Annotated in this window: 24 protein-coding genes and 1 pseudogene; 11 read left to right on the plus strand and 14 right to left on the minus strand. The window is 71.4% G+C overall.

All coding sequences use genetic code 11. From position 1 onward, the window contains the following. Positions 1–32: 32 nt before the first annotated feature. Positions 33–353, minus strand: coding sequence for an AfsR/SARP family transcriptional regulator (locus D476_RS0115670; RefSeq protein WP_017624888.1), 321 nt, complete (start codon positions 351–353; stop codon positions 33–35). Between the two features lie 715 nt (positions 354–1,068). Here D476_RS0115670 and D476_RS39085 point away from each other — a divergent pair. Then, positions 1,069–1,380, plus strand: a complete 312-nt coding sequence (locus D476_RS39085) for a YrhK family protein (protein WP_239648723.1) — start codon at positions 1,069–1,071, stop codon at positions 1,378–1,380. A 37-nt stretch (positions 1,381–1,417) separates the two neighbouring features. Here D476_RS39085 and D476_RS0115680 read toward each other — a convergent pair whose 3' ends face one another. Then, a complete protein-coding gene (locus D476_RS0115680) occupies positions 1,418–1,990 on the minus strand; it encodes a TetR/AcrR family transcriptional regulator (protein WP_017624890.1) in 573 nt (190 codons plus the stop codon). A gap of 150 nt (positions 1,991–2,140) precedes the next feature. On the opposite strand from D476_RS0115680, the gene D476_RS37975 reads away from it, so the two are divergent. Both D476_RS37975 and D476_RS0115690 read left to right on the plus strand, forming a co-directional pair. Beyond that, the gene (locus D476_RS37975; protein ID WP_017624891.1) at positions 2,141–2,284 is read left to right on the plus strand and encodes a hypothetical protein; all 144 of its coding nucleotides are present in this window, start codon (positions 2,141–2,143) and stop codon (positions 2,282–2,284) included. Beyond that, positions 2,281–2,868, plus strand: a complete 588-nt coding sequence (locus tag D476_RS0115690; protein ID WP_017624892.1) for a DUF2867 domain-containing protein — start codon at positions 2,281–2,283, stop codon at positions 2,866–2,868. Before D476_RS37975 ends, D476_RS0115690 begins: the two co-directional genes overlap by 4 nt. 186 nt (positions 2,869–3,054) lie before the next feature. Here the strand turns inward: D476_RS0115690 and D476_RS0115695 are convergent, their stop codons facing one another. Together D476_RS0115695 and D476_RS0115700 are read right to left on the minus strand one after the other, a co-directional pair. Continuing rightward, entirely contained in the window at positions 3,055–3,891 is an 837-nt protein-coding gene (locus D476_RS0115695) for an alpha/beta fold hydrolase (protein ID WP_017624893.1), read from the minus strand. 58 nt (positions 3,892–3,949) lie between these two features. Beyond that, positions 3,950–4,615, minus strand: a complete 666-nt coding sequence (locus D476_RS0115700; RefSeq protein WP_017624894.1) for a DUF4097 family beta strand repeat-containing protein — start codon at positions 4,613–4,615, stop codon at positions 3,950–3,952. Between the two features lie 228 nt (positions 4,616–4,843). Here D476_RS0115700 and D476_RS0115705 point away from each other — a divergent pair, with 228 nt between their 5' ends. From D476_RS0115705 to D476_RS0115715, 4 genes are all read left to right on the plus strand, one after another. After that, positions 4,844–5,605 (plus strand): GbsR/MarR family transcriptional regulator, encoded by a 762-nt coding sequence (locus tag D476_RS0115705; RefSeq protein WP_017624895.1) that lies wholly within the window; start codon positions 4,844–4,846, stop codon positions 5,603–5,605. A 489-nt stretch (positions 5,606–6,094) separates the two neighbouring features. After that, the gene (locus tag D476_RS33490) at positions 6,095–6,553 is read left to right on the plus strand and encodes a hypothetical protein (protein ID WP_152529369.1); all 459 of its coding nucleotides are present in this window, start codon (positions 6,095–6,097) and stop codon (positions 6,551–6,553) included. Positions 6,554–6,568: 15 nt separating this feature from the next. Next, a complete protein-coding gene (locus D476_RS35670) occupies positions 6,569–7,006 on the plus strand; it encodes a hypothetical protein (RefSeq protein ID WP_017624897.1) in 438 nt (145 codons plus the stop codon). Between the two features lie 137 nt (positions 7,007–7,143). Next, positions 7,144–7,491, plus strand: a complete 348-nt coding sequence (locus D476_RS0115715) for a VOC family protein (protein ID WP_017624898.1) — start codon at positions 7,144–7,146, stop codon at positions 7,489–7,491. A 233-nt stretch (positions 7,492–7,724) separates the two neighbouring features. Here D476_RS0115715 and D476_RS0115720 read toward each other — a convergent pair whose 3' ends face one another. From D476_RS0115720 to D476_RS0115730, 3 genes are all read right to left on the minus strand, one after another. Next, positions 7,725–8,117: a hypothetical protein gene (locus tag D476_RS0115720; RefSeq protein WP_017624899.1), complete on the minus strand. Its 393-nt coding sequence runs from the start codon at positions 8,115–8,117 to the stop codon at positions 7,725–7,727. Positions 8,118–8,600: 483 nt separating this feature from the next. Then, on the minus strand, positions 8,601–8,798 hold the full coding sequence (locus D476_RS0115725; RefSeq protein ID WP_017624900.1) for a DUF397 domain-containing protein: 198 nt from the start codon (positions 8,796–8,798) through the stop codon (positions 8,601–8,603). A gap of 12 nt (positions 8,799–8,810) precedes the next feature. After that, on the minus strand, positions 8,811–9,641 hold the full coding sequence (locus D476_RS0115730) for a helix-turn-helix domain-containing protein (protein ID WP_020380460.1): 831 nt from the start codon (positions 9,639–9,641) through the stop codon (positions 8,811–8,813). A gap of 226 nt (positions 9,642–9,867) precedes the next feature. Here D476_RS0115730 and D476_RS0115735 point away from each other — a divergent pair, with 226 nt between their 5' ends. Together D476_RS0115735 and D476_RS33500 are read left to right on the plus strand one after the other, a co-directional pair. Next, complete coding sequence (locus D476_RS0115735) at positions 9,868–10,215, plus strand: hypothetical protein (protein ID WP_017624902.1); 348 nt, start codon at positions 9,868–9,870, stop codon at positions 10,213–10,215. Beyond that, positions 10,215–10,388 (plus strand): annotated as a pseudogene (locus D476_RS33500) (BldC family transcriptional regulator); the annotation flags it as partial. The gene D476_RS0115735 and the pseudogene D476_RS33500, both read left to right, overlap by 1 nt. Before the next feature lie 590 nt (positions 10,389–10,978). On the opposite strand, the gene D476_RS0115750 reads toward D476_RS33500, so the two are convergent. Beyond that, entirely contained in the window at positions 10,979–11,431 is a 453-nt protein-coding gene (locus D476_RS0115750) for an Lrp/AsnC family transcriptional regulator (protein WP_026123544.1), read from the minus strand. Between the two features lie 29 nt (positions 11,432–11,460). Here D476_RS0115750 and D476_RS0115755 point away from each other — a divergent pair, with 29 nt between their 5' ends. Both D476_RS0115755 and D476_RS0115760 read left to right on the plus strand, forming a co-directional pair. Continuing rightward, a complete protein-coding gene (locus D476_RS0115755; protein WP_160167444.1) occupies positions 11,461–12,174 on the plus strand; it encodes a LysE family translocator in 714 nt (237 codons plus the stop codon). 146 nt (positions 12,175–12,320) lie between these two features. Further along, positions 12,321–12,830, plus strand: coding sequence for a YbaK/EbsC family protein (locus D476_RS0115760; protein WP_017624906.1), 510 nt, complete (start codon positions 12,321–12,323; stop codon positions 12,828–12,830). Positions 12,831–12,846: 16 nt separating this feature from the next. Here the strand turns inward: D476_RS0115760 and D476_RS0115765 are convergent, their stop codons facing one another. From D476_RS0115765 to D476_RS0115790, 6 genes are all read right to left on the minus strand, one after another. After that, complete coding sequence (locus D476_RS0115765; protein WP_017624907.1) at positions 12,847–14,001, minus strand: phosphoserine transaminase; 1,155 nt, start codon at positions 13,999–14,001, stop codon at positions 12,847–12,849. Next, positions 13,998–15,029, minus strand: coding sequence for a TauD/TfdA family dioxygenase (locus D476_RS0115770; protein ID WP_017624908.1), 1,032 nt, complete (start codon positions 15,027–15,029; stop codon positions 13,998–14,000). The genes D476_RS0115765 and D476_RS0115770 overlap by 4 nt, the downstream gene beginning before the upstream one ends. A 45-nt stretch (positions 15,030–15,074) precedes the next feature. Further along, positions 15,075–15,986 (minus strand): hypothetical protein, encoded by a 912-nt coding sequence (locus D476_RS0115775; RefSeq protein ID WP_017624909.1) that lies wholly within the window; start codon positions 15,984–15,986, stop codon positions 15,075–15,077. Beyond that, positions 15,983–17,467: a diaminopimelate decarboxylase gene (locus tag D476_RS0115780; protein ID WP_017624910.1), complete on the minus strand. Its 1,485-nt coding sequence runs from the start codon at positions 17,465–17,467 to the stop codon at positions 15,983–15,985. The genes D476_RS0115775 and D476_RS0115780 overlap by 4 nt, the downstream gene beginning before the upstream one ends. Before the next feature lie 58 nt (positions 17,468–17,525). Next, positions 17,526–18,899, minus strand: a complete 1,374-nt coding sequence (locus D476_RS0115785) for an aminotransferase (RefSeq protein ID WP_017624911.1) — start codon at positions 18,897–18,899, stop codon at positions 17,526–17,528. A 78-nt stretch (positions 18,900–18,977) separates the two neighbouring features. Then, complete coding sequence (locus D476_RS0115790; RefSeq protein WP_017624912.1) at positions 18,978–19,958, minus strand: NAD(P)-binding domain-containing protein; 981 nt, start codon at positions 19,956–19,958, stop codon at positions 18,978–18,980. Positions 19,959–20,000: the final 42 nt, after the last annotated feature.

The raw sequence follows: 20,000 nt of genomic DNA on the forward strand, positions 1-20,000 counted from the left end.
GAGGCCGAGCCCCGGCGCCGCAGCGCCTCCTTTTAGGCCGAGCCCCGGCGCCGCAGCGCCTCCTTTCCCCCGAACTGGGCGCGCAGCCGGGACACATAGCTGTGCAGGGAGACCTTCACCGAGGGGGGCGGGGCGTCCCGCCAGACCTCGTCCACGATCTCGTCCGCGGACACGTGCCGCCCGATGTTGGCCAGGAGGATCCCCAGGATCGCGCGCTGCTTCTGCCCTCCCAGGGTGAGAGGGACCCCGTCGCGCGCGGCCTCGACGGCCCCGAGGACCCGGACGTCGAGGTGGAGGCCGGTTCGCTCTCCCTCGTTCCGAGGGGCGGGATGCGTCACGTACATGGCGTCCATTGCGCCTTTCCTTCGATGTCCGTGCTGCGGTACCGCACGGGATCGCCGTGCGGATCGTCGCCCCCGTCCGGGGCAGGTACCGCCCCGGTCGGGCACCTGAAAAGCGGTGGGCACCGCGGCGCGGACGCATTGGCGGCGACCGGGGCGCGCTCCGGCACCCCACCCCCGTTGCCCCGCCCGCTCGGCCGCACGATTTTCTACCGGAAAATCAATTCATGAACTGTGCATTAATTCGCGGTTATTGAGCATTATGTCAGGGTTGCGTAGCACTTGGTGGGGGACAAGGGCCCAGGCCGATGACGGTCACGGCCTTTAATCGCGCCGGATCCGGGGAATGACGGTGTTTCCATGCCCCGTTCCGCGGGATGTGGGCCGCCGTCCGCCCGGCCCCCGTCCGGCGTCGCCGGAACGGGGCCGCCGACCACCCGGATACGGCCGCGCCCGGCCCTCGGCGGCCGCGCGCCCCGCTCCCGCTCGGAGGCGCCGGGTCCGCGGATCGCCATAACGGCATGACCACATGTCGACATTGCTCTCCGCCGAAACCCGGACCGCCCCGTGGGCACCGGCCCCCCCGGGGCCCATCTCCTTCCCTCGGCACGGCACACCCGACCTGCGGACTTCCGCCTCGGGCGGCCTTGCGCGGCGCCGTGCGCCGTCGGCTCCGGCCGTGGTACCGGTATCGGAGCCGCACCGCCGCAGCCGTCCCGGTGCTGCCGTGGAGGCCCCCTATGTCGCAGCACCCTCACGGAGACCGCCCCCTCGTCGTCCAGGTGGGGGCGAGGAGCTCATCATCCGGCGGCGCTACGAGGCCGCCAGCATCGCCAACGACGTGTTGATCGCCCTGTGGTTCACCGCGGGCAGCATCATGTTCTTCTCCGAAGCCTGGACGGCGCTCGGCACCTGGTGCTTCCTCGCCGGAAGCATCGAACTGCTGCTGCGCCCCGTCATCCGGCTGGCCCGGATGACCCGCCTGCGGCGCCTGCGCGGCCCCGCCTCCCCGCCGGGCGATACCTCGCAGGACTTCTGAGCCTGCCCGACCGCTTGCGAGGGGGCGGCCCGCCTCCTCAGGAGCGGCCGAGGGGGGTCGGCATCAGCGCGCGGACCGCCTCGCGCACGGCATCGAGGTCCACCGCGCCAGGGGCCACCCGCCACTGGACGTGGACCCCCACCACCAGGCCCACCAGGAGCACCGCGAACGCCTCCGGGTCGACCCCCTCGGGGAGCGCTCCGGACGGTATCCGGGCCCGCACCCCCTGCCGGACGGCGTCGTGCAGGCGTGCGTAGTGCCCGCGGATCGGCGACCCTTCCTCGACGGCCTCGGCGAGCAGGGTCGTGAACACCCGCGTCGCGGGCAGCCGGATGTAGGCGACGGCCCGGTCGACCGGGTCGCCGGAGCGCCCGTCCTCCCCCTCGCCGAACCCGGACGCCACGGTCCGGAGCTGCTCGTCGAGCACCGCCTCCAGCAGCCCCGCCTTGTTGGTGAAGTGCCACGGGATCGAGCCGCGGCTCACCCCGGCCCGCTCGGCGATGTCGACCAGGCTCGTCCGCCGGAACCCCTTGGCGGCGAAGAGCTCGGCGGCGGCTCCGACCAGCAGGCGGCGGCTCTGCTGCGTGCGCTCGTCGCGTAGTGAGGCCATGCGTCCCTTCCCACCGGGCGTGCCGGACGGCAGCCCCAATGCTAAGCGCCGGGGGACGTGCCGCCGGACACGGCGGCACCGTCCCCCTTGACGCATCCTGTGCTGACTGCAACATTCTATGTTGGCCAACATAGATGAAAGGGGGTCGCCGTGCGCTGGGCGACCTATGTGACCGCCACCGGAGAGGACCGCATCGGCGCCGTCGATGACGGCCCGATCCGCCCCGCCGCGCCGGGCCCCGCCCCGGACCGGACGGCGCCGATGGCCCCGATGGCCGAACGGGGGCTCCGATGAGGATTCCGAAGGCCGCCTACACCGCGCTGCCGTGGCGCATCCACGAGATCACCCCCGACTTCGCGATCGAGGACGTGTGGCGCATCCGCACGCCCGGCGCGGGGCCCAACGACTTCCCGGAAGCCGTCGCGGCCATGCGCTCCGGCGGCGGGTTCGCGAACCACCCCTGGCCGGTGCGGTTCCTGTTCGCCGTCCGGTGGAGGCTCGGCGCGCTGCTCGGGTGGGACGCCCCGTCGCAGGGGGCGGGCGTCCGCCTGCCGTCGCTGCGCAACCGCCTGCCCGACGATCTGCGCGACGCCCCCCGGGGGCCGGACAGCCCGGGGATGCCGCTCACGGCGGTGTACGAACTCGACACCGAGTCGGCGCGCGAGCTGGTCAACAAGACCGTGCACACGGTGATGCACCTGGGCTGGGCCGAGGGGCCCGGCGGCGGACACGAGCTGCGGATGACCGTGCTGGTCAAGCCGAACGGCCTGTTCGGGCGGCTGTACATGGCGGCCATCGCGCCCTTCCGGTACCTCATCGTGTACCCGGCCCTGATCGGCCGGTGGGAGCGGTCCTGGCGGGTGCGGCGGAAGGCGTGATCCGCCGCGCCCGCACCCGGGGCCGGCCCTCGCGCCCCGCGCGCCCGAACAGGGGCCGGGCGCGCGGGCCCGCCGGGGACGGCGAACCGTGCACGAACACCACCCGCACCGCCCCGACGGGTCGGGGCGGTGCGGGTGGTGCCGGGGTCGCGGGTGGTGCGGCGGGCGGCGGAGGGGCGGCGGTCCTCAGGCCGTCGGCTCCGTGTCCTGTGCGCCCCCGCGCCGGGCGGTGTCGGCCTCGTGAACGGCCCGGGCGACGGCCGCGGCGTCCTTCTTCAGGATCGCTCCGTGGTTGCTGGGCACCTTCGCGCTGACCTCGATGCGCGGGTTGCGGGCGGTCACCTCGTCGAGGCTCGTGCGGATCCGCTCCTGCTCGTCGCCGCGGCTGCCGAGGGAGGTCCCCGAGGCCACCACGTACCGGGTGGGGACGGTGAGGGCGTCCAGCACCGGGCCCAGCTCGCGCTCCAGGGACAGGCGGCCGAGCTCGATGTTGCTGACCGCCATCTCCTCGGCGTTCATCCTCGGGAGCAGGCCCGTCGGACGGAGCAGCGGCGACAGCCAGGAGACCCGCCGGAACAGCGTCCGGATGCGTCCTTCCATGGCCTCGTCCATCCAGTCGTAGGGGTAGGCGCCGTCGACCAGGACCGCGCCCAGGGCCCGGCCGGGGTTGCGGTGTGCCCAGTGCGCGGCGACGACCGCCCCGTAGGACCAGCCCACCACCAGGGCACGCTCCACGCCCCGGGCCTTGAGGACGGCGTCGACGTCGCGGACCGCCGCCTCGAAGGAGTAGTCGGCCGACAGCCCGGACTTCCTGCCCCGGGCCCGCTCGTCGAAGGTGATGTGGCGCCATCCGTCGCCCAGTTCGGCGATGGTGTGCCGCCAGTAGCCCTGGGTGGCGAACTGGCCGTTGAGGTAGAGCACCGGGGTGCCGGTGCCGCCGGTGTCGGTGACGGCCAGTTCGGTGTCGTCGACCGGCACCATGCCGGACCACCGGGTGCCGTCGTTCGCGGTGTGCTTCGTCATCGGATCCTCCTGATCGTGTGCGGCTCGTCGTCGGTGCACGGTGTCCGTCGGCGGCCCGTCACAGGGCGCGGGCGGTGATGTCGCCCTGGCCGGTCGTCGCGCGGATGGCCAGACCGGGGGAGCCGTCGGCGTTCTTGAGGGAGTTGTGGACGCGGCCGTGGCCGGTTCCGGCGTCCAGCGAGGCGGAGACCCCGGGGGCGGCGGCGATCGCCACGTCGCCCATCCGCGTGGACAGGACGACCGTGCCGGAGACGGCCTCGCCGACGGTGACGTCGCCCTTCTCGGTGCTGATCTCCGCGGGGCCGCCGAGGCGGCCGACCGAGACGTCGTCGAAGGCGGTGAGGTGCGCGCCCGCCGCTTCGTCGATCCGGACGCCGCCGCCCAGGCCCTGCCCGGCGACGCGGCCGAGCCGGCCGACCCCGCGGAACTCGGTGTAGGACGAGGTCACGTCGACGTCGGAGCCGGTGGGCACCTGGATCGCGACCTCGACGGCGCCTGTGGGGCCGAAGTGCCGGTTCGCCGCCCCGGGGCCGGTGACCCGCAGGACGCCGTCGCCGAACGCGACCCCGGTCTGCTCGGCCGCCTTCGCGTCGCGCCCCTTCGAGGCGTCGGCGGGGCGGATGTCGACGGTGGTGTCGGCGCGGTCGGCGGCGACGACCTGGATGCGCCCGGCGGGGATGTCGAGGACCGCGGTGATGGGGGCGGGGGTGGTGAAGGTCTGCATCGTGCTCTCCCGTGTTCGCTCGTCATTTCCGATGAACGAAACGCTACGTTGCCTTCACGGTTCACGCAATGTCTTCGTTGCGACCAAATCACGTATTCGCAGTTCAAAGATCTATAATCATTGCGTGGGTCAATACACTAACGCAATGAGCGACAGCCTCATCGTTGCGTTGGATAAAGGGGTAACGCTACGGTGGCGGCATCGGGCCCATACGAAGGGGGAGACAGGGTGTCGGGAAGCAGGCTCACCCAGCAGGAGCGCCAGCAGATCGCGCTGGGACTGGCCGACGGGCTGGCCTTCGCGGAGATCGCCAGGCGGCTGGAGCGGCCCACCTCCACGGTCACGCGCGAGGTGATGCGCAACGGCGGGCCGAACGCCTACCGCTCCGACCTGGCCCAGCGCGCCAGCGAGCGCCGCGCCCGGCGCCGCAGGCCCACCCGGCGCCAGGAACAGGAGGCGCGGCCGGACGGGCCCGACGACGAGGCCGTGCGCGAGTACGAGGAGGAGTTCACCACCCTCCTCATGCAGCAGGGACTGCCCAAGATGGCGGCCGGGGTGCTGGCCGCGCTGTTCGTCTCCCCGAGCGGCAGCCTCACCGCCTCCGAACTCGTCCGGCACCTCGGGACCAGTCCGGCGTCGGTCTCCAAGGCCGTTGCGAGCCTGGACGAGCTCGGCCTGATCACCCGGGAGCGCGACAAGGGACGGCGCGAGCACTACACCGTCAACAGCGACGTCTGGTACCAGTCGACGGTCGCCGGCGCCCACGGGCTCGCGCAGATCTCCCGGACCGCACGGCGGGGCGTGGGCATCCTGGGCCGCGACACCCCGGCGGCCGCCCGCCTGGAGAACATCGCGCGGTTCAGCGACTTCGTCAGCGAGAACATCCTCCGCGCCGCCGAACAGGCCCGCGAGGTCCTGCACACCAAACCCGTGGCGTCATCGGGGGACCCGGACGGCGATGCGGCGCCGTCGGCCGAGGGGCACGGTTAGGAACGGACGGCCGCGGCGGCCCCGCCGCCGTGGCCCCGCCGCCGTGGCCCCGCCGCCGTGGCGGTGCCGCCGTGGCGGTGCCGTCGTGGCGGCATCCTGCACGGCGGTTCTCATCGCCACCCCCCACAGGCGCCGCAGGCCCCGGCGCGGAACCGTCGGCGGAAACGGGGGCGGATTCGGCACAGCGGCCCCCTCGGCCCCGCCCCCACCACCGGGACCAAAGAAATTCCTTCCGGACGTCCGGGCGTATATCGACAGGAATACCGGTGACCCGATCCGGCCATTTCCGGGTGTTCACAGGTGACACCTGTATCCGCCGATCACCCACCGTTGCCGGAGCACTCCCCTACGGCTATGGTCGGCGTGTCGAATCCGGTCGAGCACGAACGTGATCGATTCCCGCCCCGTCGGTACCACGGGCCGGAATCACGGATCCGACAGCTCCATTCGCGAATACGATCCCCTCAATTCCACAGAGGAATACACGCGATGAGAACATCCCCCAAACCCGGCCGTCGGCGCATCGTGGCGGCCGCCGCGCTGGTCGGGCTCACCCTCGGGTTGGCGACGCCGCCCGCCCTGGCCGCCACGGCCAGCAGCCCCCTGGGCTACATCGGCCCGATCGCCGGAAAGAACTACAGCAACCAGGCCGTGGTGAGCGACCAGAGCGTCAACTACAACCTGTACGCCGCCACGCGCAACAATTCCCGGAGCGGAAACCTGCCGACGGGATACCTGGGCGCCCGGCCCCGCCTGTACAAAGGGACGTCCCTGTGCTCGCAGGGGGCCTGGTACTACAACACGGGAACCGCGAGCGGAATCTCGACCTCACGGCACACGAACGGCTGCGGCCGCGGATCATACAATAGCTATGGCGTGACCCGGCACTACAACGGAAACGGGTACGACAGCTACTACACATTCCGCAGCCCCAGCATCAGGTACTAGGGAACCGGTGGAAACATGAGGACCAAGCGCAGCAGGCTGCTCACCGCGTTCCTCGGAGCGGCCGCGTTCATCGCCGCCGGTGCGGTCGGGGCGCAGGCATCGTCGCTGATGATCCCCGACGGAGGTCACGGTCGGCCCGCCCCCTCGTACGCGACCAACGCCGAGGGGCAGACCTACGGTTCGGCCCTGGAGGCCCGGACCCCCCAGGAGGAGCCGGACCTGATCGAGGCCTACGGCGACGACGGAACGCCCGGCTACGTCAGGGCCGACGACCTCAACGGGCCCGCTCCGACGCGGGAGGAGGTCCTGGAGCACATCGACGCCCAGGAGAAGGGCGCGATCCCGGACGTCCGGATCCCGCTCTATGAGAGCGACGGCACGACCGTCATCGGAACCTTCACCATCGAGGGCTCGGACGCCTCACAGTCCAAGGAGACGGTCTCGGGAGACTGAGACGCTCAGGCGTCCGAACGCACGACCGCCGCGGAGCCCGGGCCGCCCCGGCCCGGGCTCCCATTCCTGCAAGACGCCGGTGGTGCCCCCGGGGGACGATCGGGGGTCCGGAGCCGTACCGATTCCAGGAGGCATCCATGGCCGTCCGCCGCGTCGTGCCCAATGTCCGGTCGCAGAGCGCGAAGGAGAGCCGGAGGTTCTATGGGCTGTTGGGCTTCGAGGAGGTCATGAACCTTGAGTGGGTCGTGACGCTCGCGTCCCCGGCCGCCCCGACGGCGCAGGTCAACCTGATGACCGACGACGCGACCGCGCCAGTGGTCCCCGACATGAGCGTGGAGGTGGACGACGTCGACGCGGTCTACGCGGCGGTCCGCGAGAGCGGGGCGCAGATCGTGCACCCGCTTCAGGACGAGGAGTGGGGCGTGCGGCGGTTCTTCGCCCGCGACCCCGACGGCCGCGTGGTCAACGTGCTGAGCCACCGCTGACGCGCCTGTTCGGGAGGCGAGGCGCACTTCCCTGCGGCGCGGGCGCTTCGTCGACCGGCCGCCATGGCGCCATGGCGATAGGGCGCGTTGTCGACCTGTCGGCCCCCGGGCCGGGCCCGTACGGGACGGCATCCGGCGGTGTTTCGTCGGTATCCCGTCGGCTTGTCTCCTGCCCCACATGTCGACAAGGGGACCGGGGGCCGCGCGGCGGGTCCGGGTTCCGGCCCCCGGCGTCAGTCGGTGGCGGCGTCCAGCGGGAAGCAGACGACGAGCATCACAACGGTCAGCGCCACGCAGAAGACGTACATCTTCCACTTCGGGACCACGTGTTCCTCCCCGGCGGCGTGCTTCTCCAGGGTCTTGCGCATATCGGGGCGGAGGGCGGCGAAGAGCACCGCGAACGACGCGAACAGGAAGGTGAGGGCGTAGAAGGTCTCGGTCACCGTGAAGTGCCGAGACGGCTGGCCCGCAAAGGGGAAGCTCAGCAGGAAGGCCGGGAACAGCGCCCAGAACAGCACCAGCAGCACGTGGCGGAAGCAGTAGTAGAGCGCTGCCGTGCACAGCACGGCGGCGGCGACCGCCGCGTACTTCCACTGCTCGGCCTCCAAGAGGTCGACCAACAGCATCGCCCTTAGGCACCCCTTTCGCCACACATGGCCGCAATCATCCCACTCGCACGGTTCCTCTTACAGTACGGATCGGCGGGGGCCACGCTTCGCCGAAGCGGAACAGCCCCGCGCCGCAGGCTCGGCCGGTCGGCGCAGGTGCGGAGCCGGTTCGGGCGGTGGAGCAGTTGGCGATGTGGAACCAGACCGACCACTTGTGGCCGGGGGCGCCGCTAGGACTGAAGACGCTGCCGGTGGAGGAGGCCATGCACAGCGAGCGCGCTGCATGCCCTTCAGCTCACCCTGGACGTGGACCGCAAGGTCAACGGGGGTGAGCCCGAGGGGCGACATCGGCCGACCCGCAGCGGCTCCACGTGGCCGGATCCGGCGGCTGCCCCGCCCTAGAGGCGCGGGTTAGACTCTCCGCTGGGAAATACATCGGGTATGTATTGGCAGAGGCCCTCGACGCTCACGTCGGGGGCCTCTTGCTTGCTCCTACGCTCCTCAGAGCGTCTCGTGCTTGAGCGCTTCCACGAACACGTTCCACTCGGCCGCCGGAACGGTGAGGTGCCCAAACGCACGGTTCTGGGAGTCGCGCACAGCGGTCACCCGGCCGTCAGCTACGGCGGCCTCGACGCAGTTCTCCTGCTTGCCGGAGCTGTAACTGCTCTTGCGGAAGTTGAAGTGGGAAATATCGGGCATCGCGGTTACCTTCTATGTGATCGCGTTCAGCCGTTCCTGTATGAACGCGCGAGAGTCGTCCACGCTCAGGGCTGCCGACTGCACATAGCCGTACAGAAGCTCGTACTGGCGCAGCTCGACGGGATCCTCCAGGAAGAGCTGATCCTCGGCGCTCTCCAGGTAGACGACACTGGGGTCCTCTGGAAAGTCTAGGACGACGAAGTTTCCGGCCATGGCCGCGTGAGGCCCCATACTGTCGGGGAGCACCTGGATCCGAAGGTTCGTCCGCTGCACGTCAAGAAGGTGCTGAAGCTGGTCAGCGAGGTCCGGTGTGACCTTGCGGAGGGCCGCCTCGTCCACGATCGCCCAGAAGGTCGGCGCATCCGGTCTTGCCAGCACCTGCTTCCGGAGCATCCGGGCCTCGACGCGTCGGTCGATCTCGTCGGTGTCGGTGACCCCGCTCGCGCGCACGACGGCGCGGGCGTAGTCCTCGGTCTGAAGCAGCCCCGGGATGAGGAGTGCCTCGACGGTGCGAATGGAGGACGCCTCCGTCTCCAGGCCAACGTATGCCCCCTTGCCGAGCGCGTCGGAGTAGGACACCCACCAGCCCCGCTGGCGGGCCTGCTTCGCCAACGCCAGATAGGCCTCCCGCTCCCCCTCGTCCGCAACCTTGTAGACGTCGAGCAGCGTCGCGATGTCCTTGGGGTTCGGGCGCGTCCACTCGTCCCGTTCCATGCGGGTGAGCTTCCCGCGGGAGAACCCGGCCTTCTTCGTAGCCTCCTCGGAGGTCATGCCCCGAGCCTCACGGAGCTCCTTGAGCCGCCGCGACAGGCGTTTGCGCCGGACGGTCGGACTCCCGGCCATATCGGCGCCCCTCCCTCTTCCGGTCTTGCGAGATGCAGTTGATCCTACGCGGGAGGACCGTGAATCAGACATTTTGATCACCGCTCACATAGCCCCGTGCATGTCGTTGATCAGTTTGCCATGCGTCTAAAAGTTAGCATTGCAACTTCGCTGACAATGATGCAGGATGACCCCTACCCGATGTATTCGCCGGGCCTCCCACCCGGCACATCCCGAGGAGCCACCCATGGACCTGTCCGTGAAGAAGCCTCCCGAGCGGCGGCACGCCGCCCGCGTCCGCCGCTACAGCCGCGTCCGCATCCCCGGCTTCGGCCACTTCTGCGAGGTCGCCTCGCGCCACCGCGACGACTGGTCGATCACCTACGACTACGCCTCGCCGACCCCCTACCAAGCGCAGTCCCGCCACCGCGAAGACGCCGTCATCACCACCAGCGATGTCGACGTCCTCGACGGCGCACTCACAGCGCTCACCGCCCTCGCGCAGGACGCCCGCCCGCGCCCCTGCGCCCTGCCGCCCCGCACGGGCACCGGCGACCGGCGGCCGTCCGCCCCGAGGGTGCGGGAGGCGGCGTGATGGCCCTCCCCGAGACCGACCACCCGCTGATGACCTCCACCGAGGTCGCGAGCGTCTTCCGGGTCGACCCCAAGACCGTCGCCCGCTGGGCGAACGAGGGCAGGATTCAGGGCATCCGCACCCTGGGCGGCTACTACCGGTTCCGCCGGGCAGAGGTGGAACGCGTCCTTGCCGAGGGCGCGGAGGAGTGCCATTCGGCCGTACCGGCCGTCGCCCCCTCCCCCTCCCGGCAGCTCTGCCCGCGCCCGGAGCCGGATCCGCCCGGACCTCCCGACGACGACGCCCCGGATGGCGGGAACGGCCCCGACGACGAGTTGCCCGACGTGATCCCCAGGCCCGACGCGGACGTGGTGTGGGCCTACTTCGACACCGACACCGGCGACGCGGTTCTCACCCTCACCGACGACGCACGCGGCGTCCTCCGGCTCCGCACCGACCACGAGGAGCACGAAGCCGTCCTGCTGGCGCTGCTCACCGCCGCCTGCGTGAGCGCCCGCACCGCCCAGGACCAGGACACTGTGGCGTGGTGGGCCGCCGTCGCCCGCCGGGGTGAGGCGGTCCTCGACCAGATACGCGGTGTCGGCCGCCTACCGCAGGTATCCCGAGAGGACCCGTGACCGACCGCACGACCGGACACGTCGGCCCGTCGGAGGGTGACCGCCCTCGGACATCCTCCGACAGGCCGCTCACCGGCGCGGCCGGGGTCTCCACACCGGGCCCGTGGGCCCGCTCCGCGAGCGGTGCCTCCGTGCCGCCCTGCCCCTCAGACGGGGACGGCGCGGTCGGTGACGACGTGCTTCATGACCAGCGTGGAGTTCAACCGCTGTATGCCCGGCAGAACGGCGAGGACGTTGTCCTCCAGTTCCGCGTAGGCGGGAAGGTCCGCGGTGCGGACCCGGACGAGGTAGTCGGGGTCGCCGAACAGGCGTTGCGCCTGCAGGACATTGGGAATCGCGTTCAGCGCCGCCTCGAACTCCAGCAGCGTGTCCCGGTCCTCCTGCTTCATGGTGACGAACACGAGAACTTCGAAGGTGAGGCCGAGCGCGTCGGGATCCACGACGGCGCGATAGCCGCGGATGGCGCCGGACTTCTCCAGTTCGCGCAGGCGCCGGTGGGTCGGTGACACGCTGAGGCCGACGCGGGCCGCGAGGTCGGTGATCGTGATCCTGCCATCGGACTGGACTTCGGAGAGGATTTTTCTATCAATTCCGTCCACAGCAGTGGATGTTACCAAGTATGCCCGTGATGAGCAGGAGATTCGGGAACATGTTCGGGGGCGCATCCCCTAGTCTTGAGGGGGCCGCCGACCACGGGAGAGCCCGCATGAACCCGACGTCGCTTCTCGCGTTCTGGGTCGTGATCCTGGCTCTCATCGCCATCCCCGGCCCCGACTGGGCGTTCATCATCGCGGTCGGCTCCCGGAACGGGAAGGTCGTCGCCGGCGCCGGGGGGCTCATGATCGGATACAGCGTGGTCGGGGGGCTCGTCGCCGTCGGCGTCGGTGCCGTCGTCGCGCAGTCCGAGTCGCTCCTCGCGGTCCTCACCGCGGCCGGAGCCGTATTCCTCGTGTACATCGGAATCACGGTGCTGCGGAGCACGTCCCCGATGCGCGGCGTGGAAAGACCGGAGGAGCCGCGCCACCCCGCCTCCCGGTACGGAGAACTCGTATCCGGCATAGCGGTGAGCATGCTCAATCCGAAGGGGCTGCTCATCATGATCGCCCCCCTGCCGCAATTCGCCGATACGGCGGCGGGCTGGGCGTTCCCCGTACAACTGGCCGTCCTCGGACTGATATTCGCCGCCACGTGCGGCGTTTTCTACACGGTTCTGGGCGTCGGAACCCGTGCCGCCCTGCAACGCTGGAGATCGGCGTCGACGTGGACGTCGAGGATCTCCGGGGCCGCGCTGATCGTCCTCGGGCTGGTCCTGCTCATCGAACAAGCCCTCCACAGGCTGTGAAGGCGAAGGATGCGAACACCTGCGCCGGTGCCCCTCCGGACGGGGGCGTGCACGCCGCACCGCTCCCCGACCCGCCGGTGCACCGCTCCCATGACGCCGGTCGACACGACGCGCCCGCCGCGGGCCCACTCTGGAGAAACGGACCGATGACCCCCCAGGACACCTACGCCAAGCTGATCGCCCTGCTCGACGAACGGGGCGCCTCCTACCGGGTGATCGAGCACGATCCCGAAGGGGTGACCGAGGCGGTCAGCCGGTTGCGCGGCCACGATCCGCGGCAGGCCGCGAAATGCATCATCGTCATGGTGAAGGTCAACAAGAGGGAACGGCGCTACGCCGCCGTGGTCCTGCCCGGGACCAAGCGCGTCGACTTCGAGCGGATCAAGACCCTCTACAACGCCGTATACGCGGGATTCGCCCCGCGCGAGGCCGCCGAGCGCCTCGCCGGTACGGCGGTCGGAACCATCCCGCCCTTCTCCTTCGACGAGGAGCTGGAACTGATCGCCGACCCCGAGGTCCTCGAGTTTCCCGAGGTCTTCTTCAACGCCGCCCGCCTCGACCGCACCATCGCGCTGTCCGGCGCCGACTACCGGGCCATCGCCGCCCCGCGCGTCGAACCGGTCGCCGACGACCGGCCTGCGCAGAGCGGCGGGTGACGGGGCCGACCGGCGGTCAGCACAGGTCCGCGCGCACCTGCGCGAACGCCCGGTCCACCCACGGCAGCAGCCGTGCGATGTCGCGCCGGTCCACCGTCGGACCGCCCCAGATCCGGATACCCGGCGGCGCCTCCCGATGCGAGGCGAGGTCGTACCCCGCCCCCTCTTCCTCGATCCTGGCGCACACCCGGCGCACGAACTCCGCCTTCCGCCCCGCCGAGAGCGCATCGAACGCCTCGTCGACGAACTTCAGGCAGATGCTGGTCGACGACCTCGTCCGGGGGTCCCCGGCCAGGAACTCCACGTACGGCCGCGCCCGGACCCACCGCTCGATCTCTTCGAGGTTCGCTCTCGACCGTGCGACCATCGCGGGAAGGCCCCCGGAATCGGCGCACCAGTCCAGCGCCACGCGCGCGTCCTCCACGACGAGCATCGACGGGGAGTTGACCGGGAAGCCGTCGAACACCCCCTCCAGGAGCCTTCCGCCGTGGGCCAGCCGGAATATCTTCGGCAGCGGCCAAAGCGGGCCGNCCGCCGGCGAAAGCGCGATCATGCCGTGCGCGCCCTCCCCGCCCAGGGCCTTCTGCCACGACCAGGTCGCCACGTCCAGCTTGGTGAAGTCGACCTCCATGCCGAACACGGCGGACGTGGCGTCGCAGATGGTCAGCCCCCCGCGTTCCTCAGGGATCCACTCCGCGTCCGGCACGCAGACGCCGGACGTCGTCCCGTTCCAGGTGAAGACGACGTCGCGGTCGAAGTCCACCCGCGCCAGGTCGGGCAGTGCACCGTAGGTGCGCGTGCCGTGCACCTCGACGTCGGTGAGCCGCAACTGCTCGACGACGTCGCCCAGCCACGTGAACCCGAAGTTCTCCCAGCAGCAGACCGCCACCCCTCTGGGGCCCAGCAGGTTCCACAGGGCCATCTCGATCGCACCGGTGTCCGAGGCGGGGACGATCCCGACCCGGTAGTCCGAGGGCAGCCCGAGGATGTCCGCGGACTTCCTGGCGACCTCGCGGAGCCGCTCCCGCCCGTCCTCGTGGCGGAAGGACCTCCCTACGAACGCGTCCTTCAGCTCACCGGGGTCCCAGCCCGGCTTCTTGGCGCAGGGGCCCGAGGAGAACCAGGGGCGGGACGGCTTGGCCCCCGGCGCGCCCGCCGACGGCGCGGTCACCGCGTCAGGGCCACGAAGTGCTCGCGCTCCCCCTCGAACGCGAAGCGGCCGTGCTGCACGACCCTGTTGTCCAGCGCCAGCACATCACCCCGGCGCATGCGGACCGCCCGCGCGGTCCGCCACAACGCCCCCCTCAGGAACGAGACCAGGTCCTCGTCGATCCCCCCTCCGTCCCCGTAGGCGGTGGTCGCCGGGTACGCGTGGTCGGGAAGGTCGCCCGCGAAGTCCGGGTGCGAGCGCCAGTAGGAGCAGTGCAGCTCGGTCACCTGGTTGAACCACAGCTCCTCCGCCGTCTCCTCGTGCACGGTGAAGGCTCCGTGCACGTAGGAGTACTGGAGGCGGTCGCCGACCCACCTGCACCGGTACCCCGACGACTCCAGCCGCCGCGCGACGGCGTCCCGGTCGCCGGTGCCGAAGGTGTCCATCCACCCCCTCTGCCCCCTCCCGGACTCCCGCGGCAGGTTCCGGTGGTACATCACCCCTCTGGACCTGAACTCCGCCAGCACCTCGCCGGGGATGATGCGCGCGGTCTCGCGAACGTCGTTGACCGGGACCTCCCCTCCGGCGGAGGCCGCCGTCGCGCAGAAGAAGAAGACCCTGCGCGGGTGGTCGGGAAGGTAGGACATCTCGTTGTGCGGCGACAGCGTGATCCGGGCGTCCTCGTCGCTGGCGTCGAGCACGAACCCGGAACCGCCCCGCCGGACGGCGATCCCGCCGGTGTACCCGAACCGCTCGTAGCCCAGCCCCCGCATCAGCGCCTCGAAATCCTCCTTGGCGGCGAGGCCGAGCCCCCTGAGCACGACACCGCCGTACTCGGGCAGCGTGTCGTCGACCGCCGACCGGACCGCCGAGGCGAGTTCCGCTCCGCGGCCCCCTTCCGCCTGGAGGACCGGGATCGACTCACCGGCGTCGGGAATGCTCTCGGGGAAGGCGCGGTGCGCCGACCCGGCGAGGTACGCCCGGTTCCCGACCGCGACCCTGAAGGGGTCACCGGGCGCGACGCGGCGAAGCGCCGCCGATGCTCTCATGTCCAACGCGCTCTCCTGACGTGCGAATCCGCCTGATCGGGGGCACTACGTGGCGGGTGTGCCCCTGACCACGCACACCTCGTGGAAGACCGGCGCCGCGGGATCGGCGTCGAGCGCCCGCTTCGCCTCGGCCGCCGTGAGCGGGCTCCGCCCCTGGGGGTCGGCGTAGAACTCGCACACGATTCCGCGCTCGCCCCCGGCCCCCCGCGACGCCTCCTCCAGGGCCGCGAAGAATCCGATGTCGGTGCACTCGCTCTGCGGGACGATGCGCGATGTCAGTTCCACCGGCCGGTAGCCGTTCGCCCGGAAGACCGCGAACAGCGCCTCCCGGCCGACCCTGCACCCCAGGTTGAAAACGGCCTGCGCACGCGGAGCGCACGACCGCACCTGCCGCAGAAGCGCCTCGATGAGCCCCAGGCCGACCGCGTTGTAGGGCATGGACGCGAAGCGCGTCCAGGGGTAGTAGTGCGCGATGTAGTCGTCGGCCCGGGAACCGCCCCGCGCGTCTTCCCCCAGGAAGGCCGCGCAGAACCGCGCGCACCGGTCGTCGAGGGGGTCGGGCACCTGCGGCAGGCACCCCACCACGGCGTCGGCGCCGCTCACCGCCGCGGCGGCCTCGGGCGTCCCGATGAGGTCGACCGACCCGAGCACCGGTCGGAACCGGTCCCGCAGGCCCGGCGCGTCCCGCTCGACGACCCGCTGCGCCAGCAGCGGGAGGCGCGCGTCGAGGTCGCTCCCCGACACCAGGCGGGCCCCGCACTTCTCCAGCATGTGGACCGCGTTCGCACCGCTGCCGACGCCGACCTCGTAGACGTTCGCGCCGTTCAGCCCGGACATGGCCAGGCCTTCCTGGAAGACGAGCGTCCACGGGTCGGAGGGGTCGAAGACGAAACCCGGCAGCGGACCGCCGGAGTCGGGTGCGTTCCCCCGCGGGGGCGGTCCGGTCTCTGTTCTCATTGCAGCTCCACCGGTCGTCGTTCCAGCAGCAGGACGTCCGCCGCCTGCCCGCGCAGGCAGTGGTCGGAGCGCATCGACGCCGCGTATCCCCCGGAGTTGATCAGGGCGACGCGGTCCCCCGGGCGCAGCCGCGGCATGCGGTGCCCGGACATCCAGACGTCGAGCGCCTCGTTGATGTCTCCGGCGACGGTGTAGACCTCCTCGCCCTCGCCCCACCGCGGCACCGTGGCCACGGGCTCGCAGGGCAGCCCGTAGAAGGCGGGCTCCATCGCCAGGTTGAAGCCGGCGTCGAGCCCGGCGAAGAGGACGTCCCGGCGCCGCTCGACGCCGGTCACCTCGGTCACCAGCAGCCCGGCATCCTTGACCAGGTAGTCCCCGGGCTCGACGGCCACGTGCAGCCCCCGGCCGGCGAACCGCCGGGCGACGGCGCCCGCCCAGCGGTCGAGGTCCAGGGGCCGGTCGGAGGCGGTGTGCGGAACCCCCAGGCCACCGCCGATGTTGACCTCCCGCAGGTCCGGAAAGCACTCCGCGGCCGCCGCGAGCCCGTCCAGCGCCCGCTCCCATTCGGGGATCTGCGCGTCGAGGTAGCCGCACCCCACATGGCAGTGGAGCCGGACGATCCGCATCCCCCACTGGGCGGCGATGTCGCGCGCCTCGGCGAACCGGTCGGCGTAGACGCCGAACTTCGTGGCCGGGCCGCCGCTGTAGTTCAGGCGGTCGTCCCCCTGGTAGCCGACGCCCACCCCCGGATTGATCCGCAGGCCGACCTCTCTGCCCGGGCAGGCGCGGCCGAGCGCGTCGAGGGAGGCGAGCGAGTCCGGGTTGACGCGCACCTCGGGCATGCGCGCGAGGACGGAGATGTCCCGGCCGGTCAGGGACGTGCCGGTGAAGGAGGTCTCCTCGGGCGGAAAGCCATTGGCCTGGACGTGCATCAGCTCGCCGACGGAGCAGACGTCGACGCCGCAGGCGCCCACGGTCCGCAGGTGGGCCAGAAGCCCGGGGGTGCGGTTGGCCTTGACGGCGTAGTAGATCCGGTGGTCCAGGCCCGCGGCCGCCATGGCGGCCGACAGGCGCCGGACGTTCTCGTGCACCCGGTCGGCCGAGAGCACGTAGGCGGGGGTCCCGGTCCGGGAGGCGAGTGTGTCGATGTCGGTGCCGCCCAGGTGCAGGCGGCCGCCGGTGTACCGCAGGTCGGGCCGCTGCCACCAGGGCGCCCCGCCTCGCGGCGCGGGGCCGGTGCCCTCCAAGGACGGTCCGCCGTTCGGCGGTGTCCTGCGTGCGCGGGCGGCGGGTACGTACCGCACGCGGCGGGCGGTGCCCTGAAGGGCACCGGAGACGCGCTCCGGCGCGCAGTCCTCGTCCAGGAGGACGGGCAGCGGGGCGGCGTCGGCCGACCCGACGCTGACGGCCTGCTTGATGCGCACCGCCGCCAGGTCCGGCGTCAGGCCCCTGCAGTCGAGGGGGTCGGAGGTGGTCTCCATACGCTCACTTCCCAGGTCGTCGCGGCCTTCCGGATCCGCCCTGCGCGCCGTTCCCGCCTCAGCCGGTGCCCGCCGCGCGCAGATCGCGCTCGGCCCGGTCCAGGGCGTCGGCCGTGACGGCCGCGATCCGGTCGATCTCTTCCGCGCTGATGACCAGCGGCGGCGAGAGGATGCACAGGTTCTCGAAGGGCCGGACCAGCAGCCCGCCCTCCTCGCAGTAGTGGTCGACCCGCTGGGCGAGTGCCTGGTTGCGGGCGGTGGGCCCGTCCGCCTCCCCGGGGACGCGGCACTCCACGCAGGCCATCAGGTGGTCGCCGCGCACGGCCGAGACGAGGGGGTGCGCGCGCAGACCGCGCAGCCGGTCGATGAAACGGGGGCCGACCTCGCGCACATGCCCGCAGATGTCGTCCTGGACCATCACGCGGATGTTGGCCAGGGCGGCCGCGCAGGCGACCGGGTGCCCGGAGTAGGTGAAGCCGTTGGAGAAGACCGGTTTGGACCGGTCCGCGGCGGCGGCCATGGTGTCGACGATCCCTTCGGCGACCAGCACCGCCCCGAGGGGCTGGTAGCCGGAGGTGAGCCCCTTGGCGGTGACGATGATGTCCGGGACGATCCCGAACCGGTCCGCCGAGGAGAAGAAGTGGCCCAGGCGACCGAAGCCGCAGACCACCTCGTCGGAGATGTAGAGGATGTCGTTGCGGCGGCACACCTCCAGGGCCGCCCGGTGGTATCCGGGCGGCGGCACGAGGACGCCGCCGGAGGCCATGACGGGCTCGGCGATGAAGCAGGCGATGTTCTCGGCGCCGATGGCGGCGACCGCCTCCTCCATCCGCCCGATGATGCCCGCGAGGCGCCGGGAGGCCGACTCGTCCGCGACGTCGGGGTCGTACACCGGGCTCTCCAGGTGGTGCACCCACGCGTCCTCGTAGTGGAAGGTGGTGCGGTCGGCGGCCTTGCCCGACAGTGAGGCCGCCAGGTAGGTGCTGCCGTGGTAGGCGTCGACCCGCGACAGGACGTGCTTCTTCTGCGGGCGGCCCTGGGCCGCGTAGAAGAAGTGGGCGATGCGCACCGCCGACTCCACCGCCGTGGAGCCGCAGGTGGTGAAGTGGACGCGGTTCAGATCGCCCGGCGACAGGTCGGCCAGGCGGGCGCCCAACTCGGCGGCCGGCTCGCTGGAGACGTCGCCGAACGGCGTGTAGTAGGGCATCTTCAGCGCCTGGGTGCGCATCGCCTCGACGAGTTCCTCACGGCCGTAGCCGACGGTGACGCACCACATGCCGCCGATGGCGTCCAGATAGGTCCGCCCCCGGTCATCGACCACGTGGACGCCCTTGGCCTCGCGGACCACGAGCGGCTTGTGCGTCCCCAGGGCGCTCAGGTCGGCCCAAGGGTGCAGCACGTGGCGGTTGTCCTGATCGGCGGCTGATTCCACGGCGGATCCTCCTGTTCGGGTCCTTCGGGACGGTCCGGCGGGACTGTCCGGCGGAACGGCCCGGTCGGGGCCGAGCGGCTAACGGCGACCGACGGCGCTCCTGTAGCGCTCGTGCGTTCTCGTGACTTCGCCGGCCCTGTACACGGCCTGATAGGCGTCGAGACTCGGGTAGCCGGAGTCGGCCTCCTTCTCCAGCGCTTCGACGAAGGCGCCGTTGCGGATCTCCTCCAGGATCCGTTCGGCCTTCCGCCTGACCTCGTCTCCCAGGAGTGTCCCGAGGCGCATCTGGACACCGAACCTGCACGTGGGGGAGCCCTGCTGCTCGATGACCTCGTAGAGCCCGACCGAGGCGGCCTCGGCCATCATCTCCGCCATCTCGCCCGAGGCGTACATGTCGAGCAGTGCGGGGACGGGGTCGTAGCCGGACTCGACGAGCACCTCGAAGGCCATCCGGAATCCGTCCAGCAGCAGCGGGGTGAGGAACTGCTCCTGGAAGAGGTCGAGTTCGGTCTCCTGGGCGTGCGGCACGGGCAGGACCCCGCGGCGCGTGAAACCGGCCGCCTTGGCCAGCGCCAGGGTGCGGCGCAGGGCGCGGCCCGACGGGTCCTGGAGAACGTCGAGGAACGCCAGGACGCCCGTTCCGTCCTTGTACCGCTCCCTGATGGGTCTGCCGAACATCTTCGGCGCCAAGAGGGCCGCGTCGACACCGCCGGGCAGGCGGATCCTCCCGAAGCGGACGGAGAACCCGTGCGCCAGCACGAAGAGGTCCCCCTCCCGCAGATGCGGCGCGATCCGGGCGTCGTAGACCTCGGGGTGGGCCTCGTCGGGGATGAGCAGCAGGACGGTCGAGGCCCGCTCCGCCGCCTCGGCGATCGGCAGTGGTGGGAACCCGTCCGCGCGCGCCTCGTCGCGGTAGGCGTCGTCCCGGTTGCCGACCAGGACCCGCACCCCGCTGTCACGGAGGTTGGCGGCGAACGCCCTGCCCTGGATGCCGTAGCCGATGACGGCGACCGTCTCGCCGTCGAGGTCGGCCAGACTCGCGTCCCGGTCGAAGTACATGTCCGGTTCCTCTCGTCGGGGTGGCGCGGCGCGGGACCGCCG

The organism is Nocardiopsis chromatogenes YIM 90109 (assembly GCF_000341185.1).
Classification (GTDB): domain Bacteria; phylum Actinomycetota; class Actinomycetes; order Streptosporangiales; family Streptosporangiaceae; genus Nocardiopsis_A; species Nocardiopsis_A chromatogenes.

Coding starts and splice junctions, on each gene's coding strand:
- D476_RS0115670 (WP_017624888.1), bottom strand. CDS start 353: ATGGACGCCATGTACGTGACGCATCCCGCCCCTCGGAACGAGGGAGAG.
- D476_RS0115680 (WP_017624890.1), bottom strand. CDS start 1,990: ATGGCCTCACTACGCGACGAGCGCACGCAGCAGAGCCGCCGCCTGCTG.
- D476_RS0115690 (WP_017624892.1), top strand. CDS start 2,281: ATGAGGATTCCGAAGGCCGCCTACACCGCGCTGCCGTGGCGCATCCAC.
- D476_RS0115695 (WP_017624893.1), bottom strand. CDS start 3,891: ATGACGAAGCACACCGCGAACGACGGCACCCGGTGGTCCGGCATGGTG.
- D476_RS0115700 (WP_017624894.1), bottom strand. CDS start 4,615: ATGCAGACCTTCACCACCCCCGCCCCCATCACCGCGGTCCTCGACATC.
- D476_RS33490 (WP_152529369.1), top strand. CDS start 6,095: ATGAGAACATCCCCCAAACCCGGCCGTCGGCGCATCGTGGCGGCCGCC.
- D476_RS35670 (WP_017624897.1), top strand. CDS start 6,569: ATGAGGACCAAGCGCAGCAGGCTGCTCACCGCGTTCCTCGGAGCGGCC.
- D476_RS0115715 (WP_017624898.1), top strand. CDS start 7,144: ATGGCCGTCCGCCGCGTCGTGCCCAATGTCCGGTCGCAGAGCGCGAAG.
- D476_RS0115720 (WP_017624899.1), bottom strand. CDS start 8,117: ATGCTGTTGGTCGACCTCTTGGAGGCCGAGCAGTGGAAGTACGCGGCG.
- D476_RS0115725 (WP_017624900.1), bottom strand. CDS start 8,798: ATGCCCGATATTTCCCACTTCAACTTCCGCAAGAGCAGTTACAGCTCC.
- D476_RS0115730 (WP_020380460.1), bottom strand. CDS start 9,641: ATGGCCGGGAGTCCGACCGTCCGGCGCAAACGCCTGTCGCGGCGGCTC.
- D476_RS0115735 (WP_017624902.1), top strand. CDS start 9,868: ATGGACCTGTCCGTGAAGAAGCCTCCCGAGCGGCGGCACGCCGCCCGC.
- D476_RS0115755 (WP_160167444.1), top strand. CDS start 11,461: ATGAGCAGGAGATTCGGGAACATGTTCGGGGGCGCATCCCCTAGTCTT.
- D476_RS0115760 (WP_017624906.1), top strand. CDS start 12,321: ATGACCCCCCAGGACACCTACGCCAAGCTGATCGCCCTGCTCGACGAA.
- D476_RS0115770 (WP_017624908.1), bottom strand. CDS start 15,029: ATGAGAGCATCGGCGGCGCTTCGCCGCGTCGCGCCCGGTGACCCCTTC.
- D476_RS0115775 (WP_017624909.1), bottom strand. CDS start 15,986: ATGAGAACAGAGACCGGACCGCCCCCGCGGGGGAACGCACCCGACTCC.
- D476_RS0115780 (WP_017624910.1), bottom strand. CDS start 17,467: ATGGAGACCACCTCCGACCCCCTCGACTGCAGGGGCCTGACGCCGGAC.
- D476_RS0115790 (WP_017624912.1), bottom strand. CDS start 19,958: ATGTACTTCGACCGGGACGCGAGTCTGGCCGACCTCGACGGCGAGACG.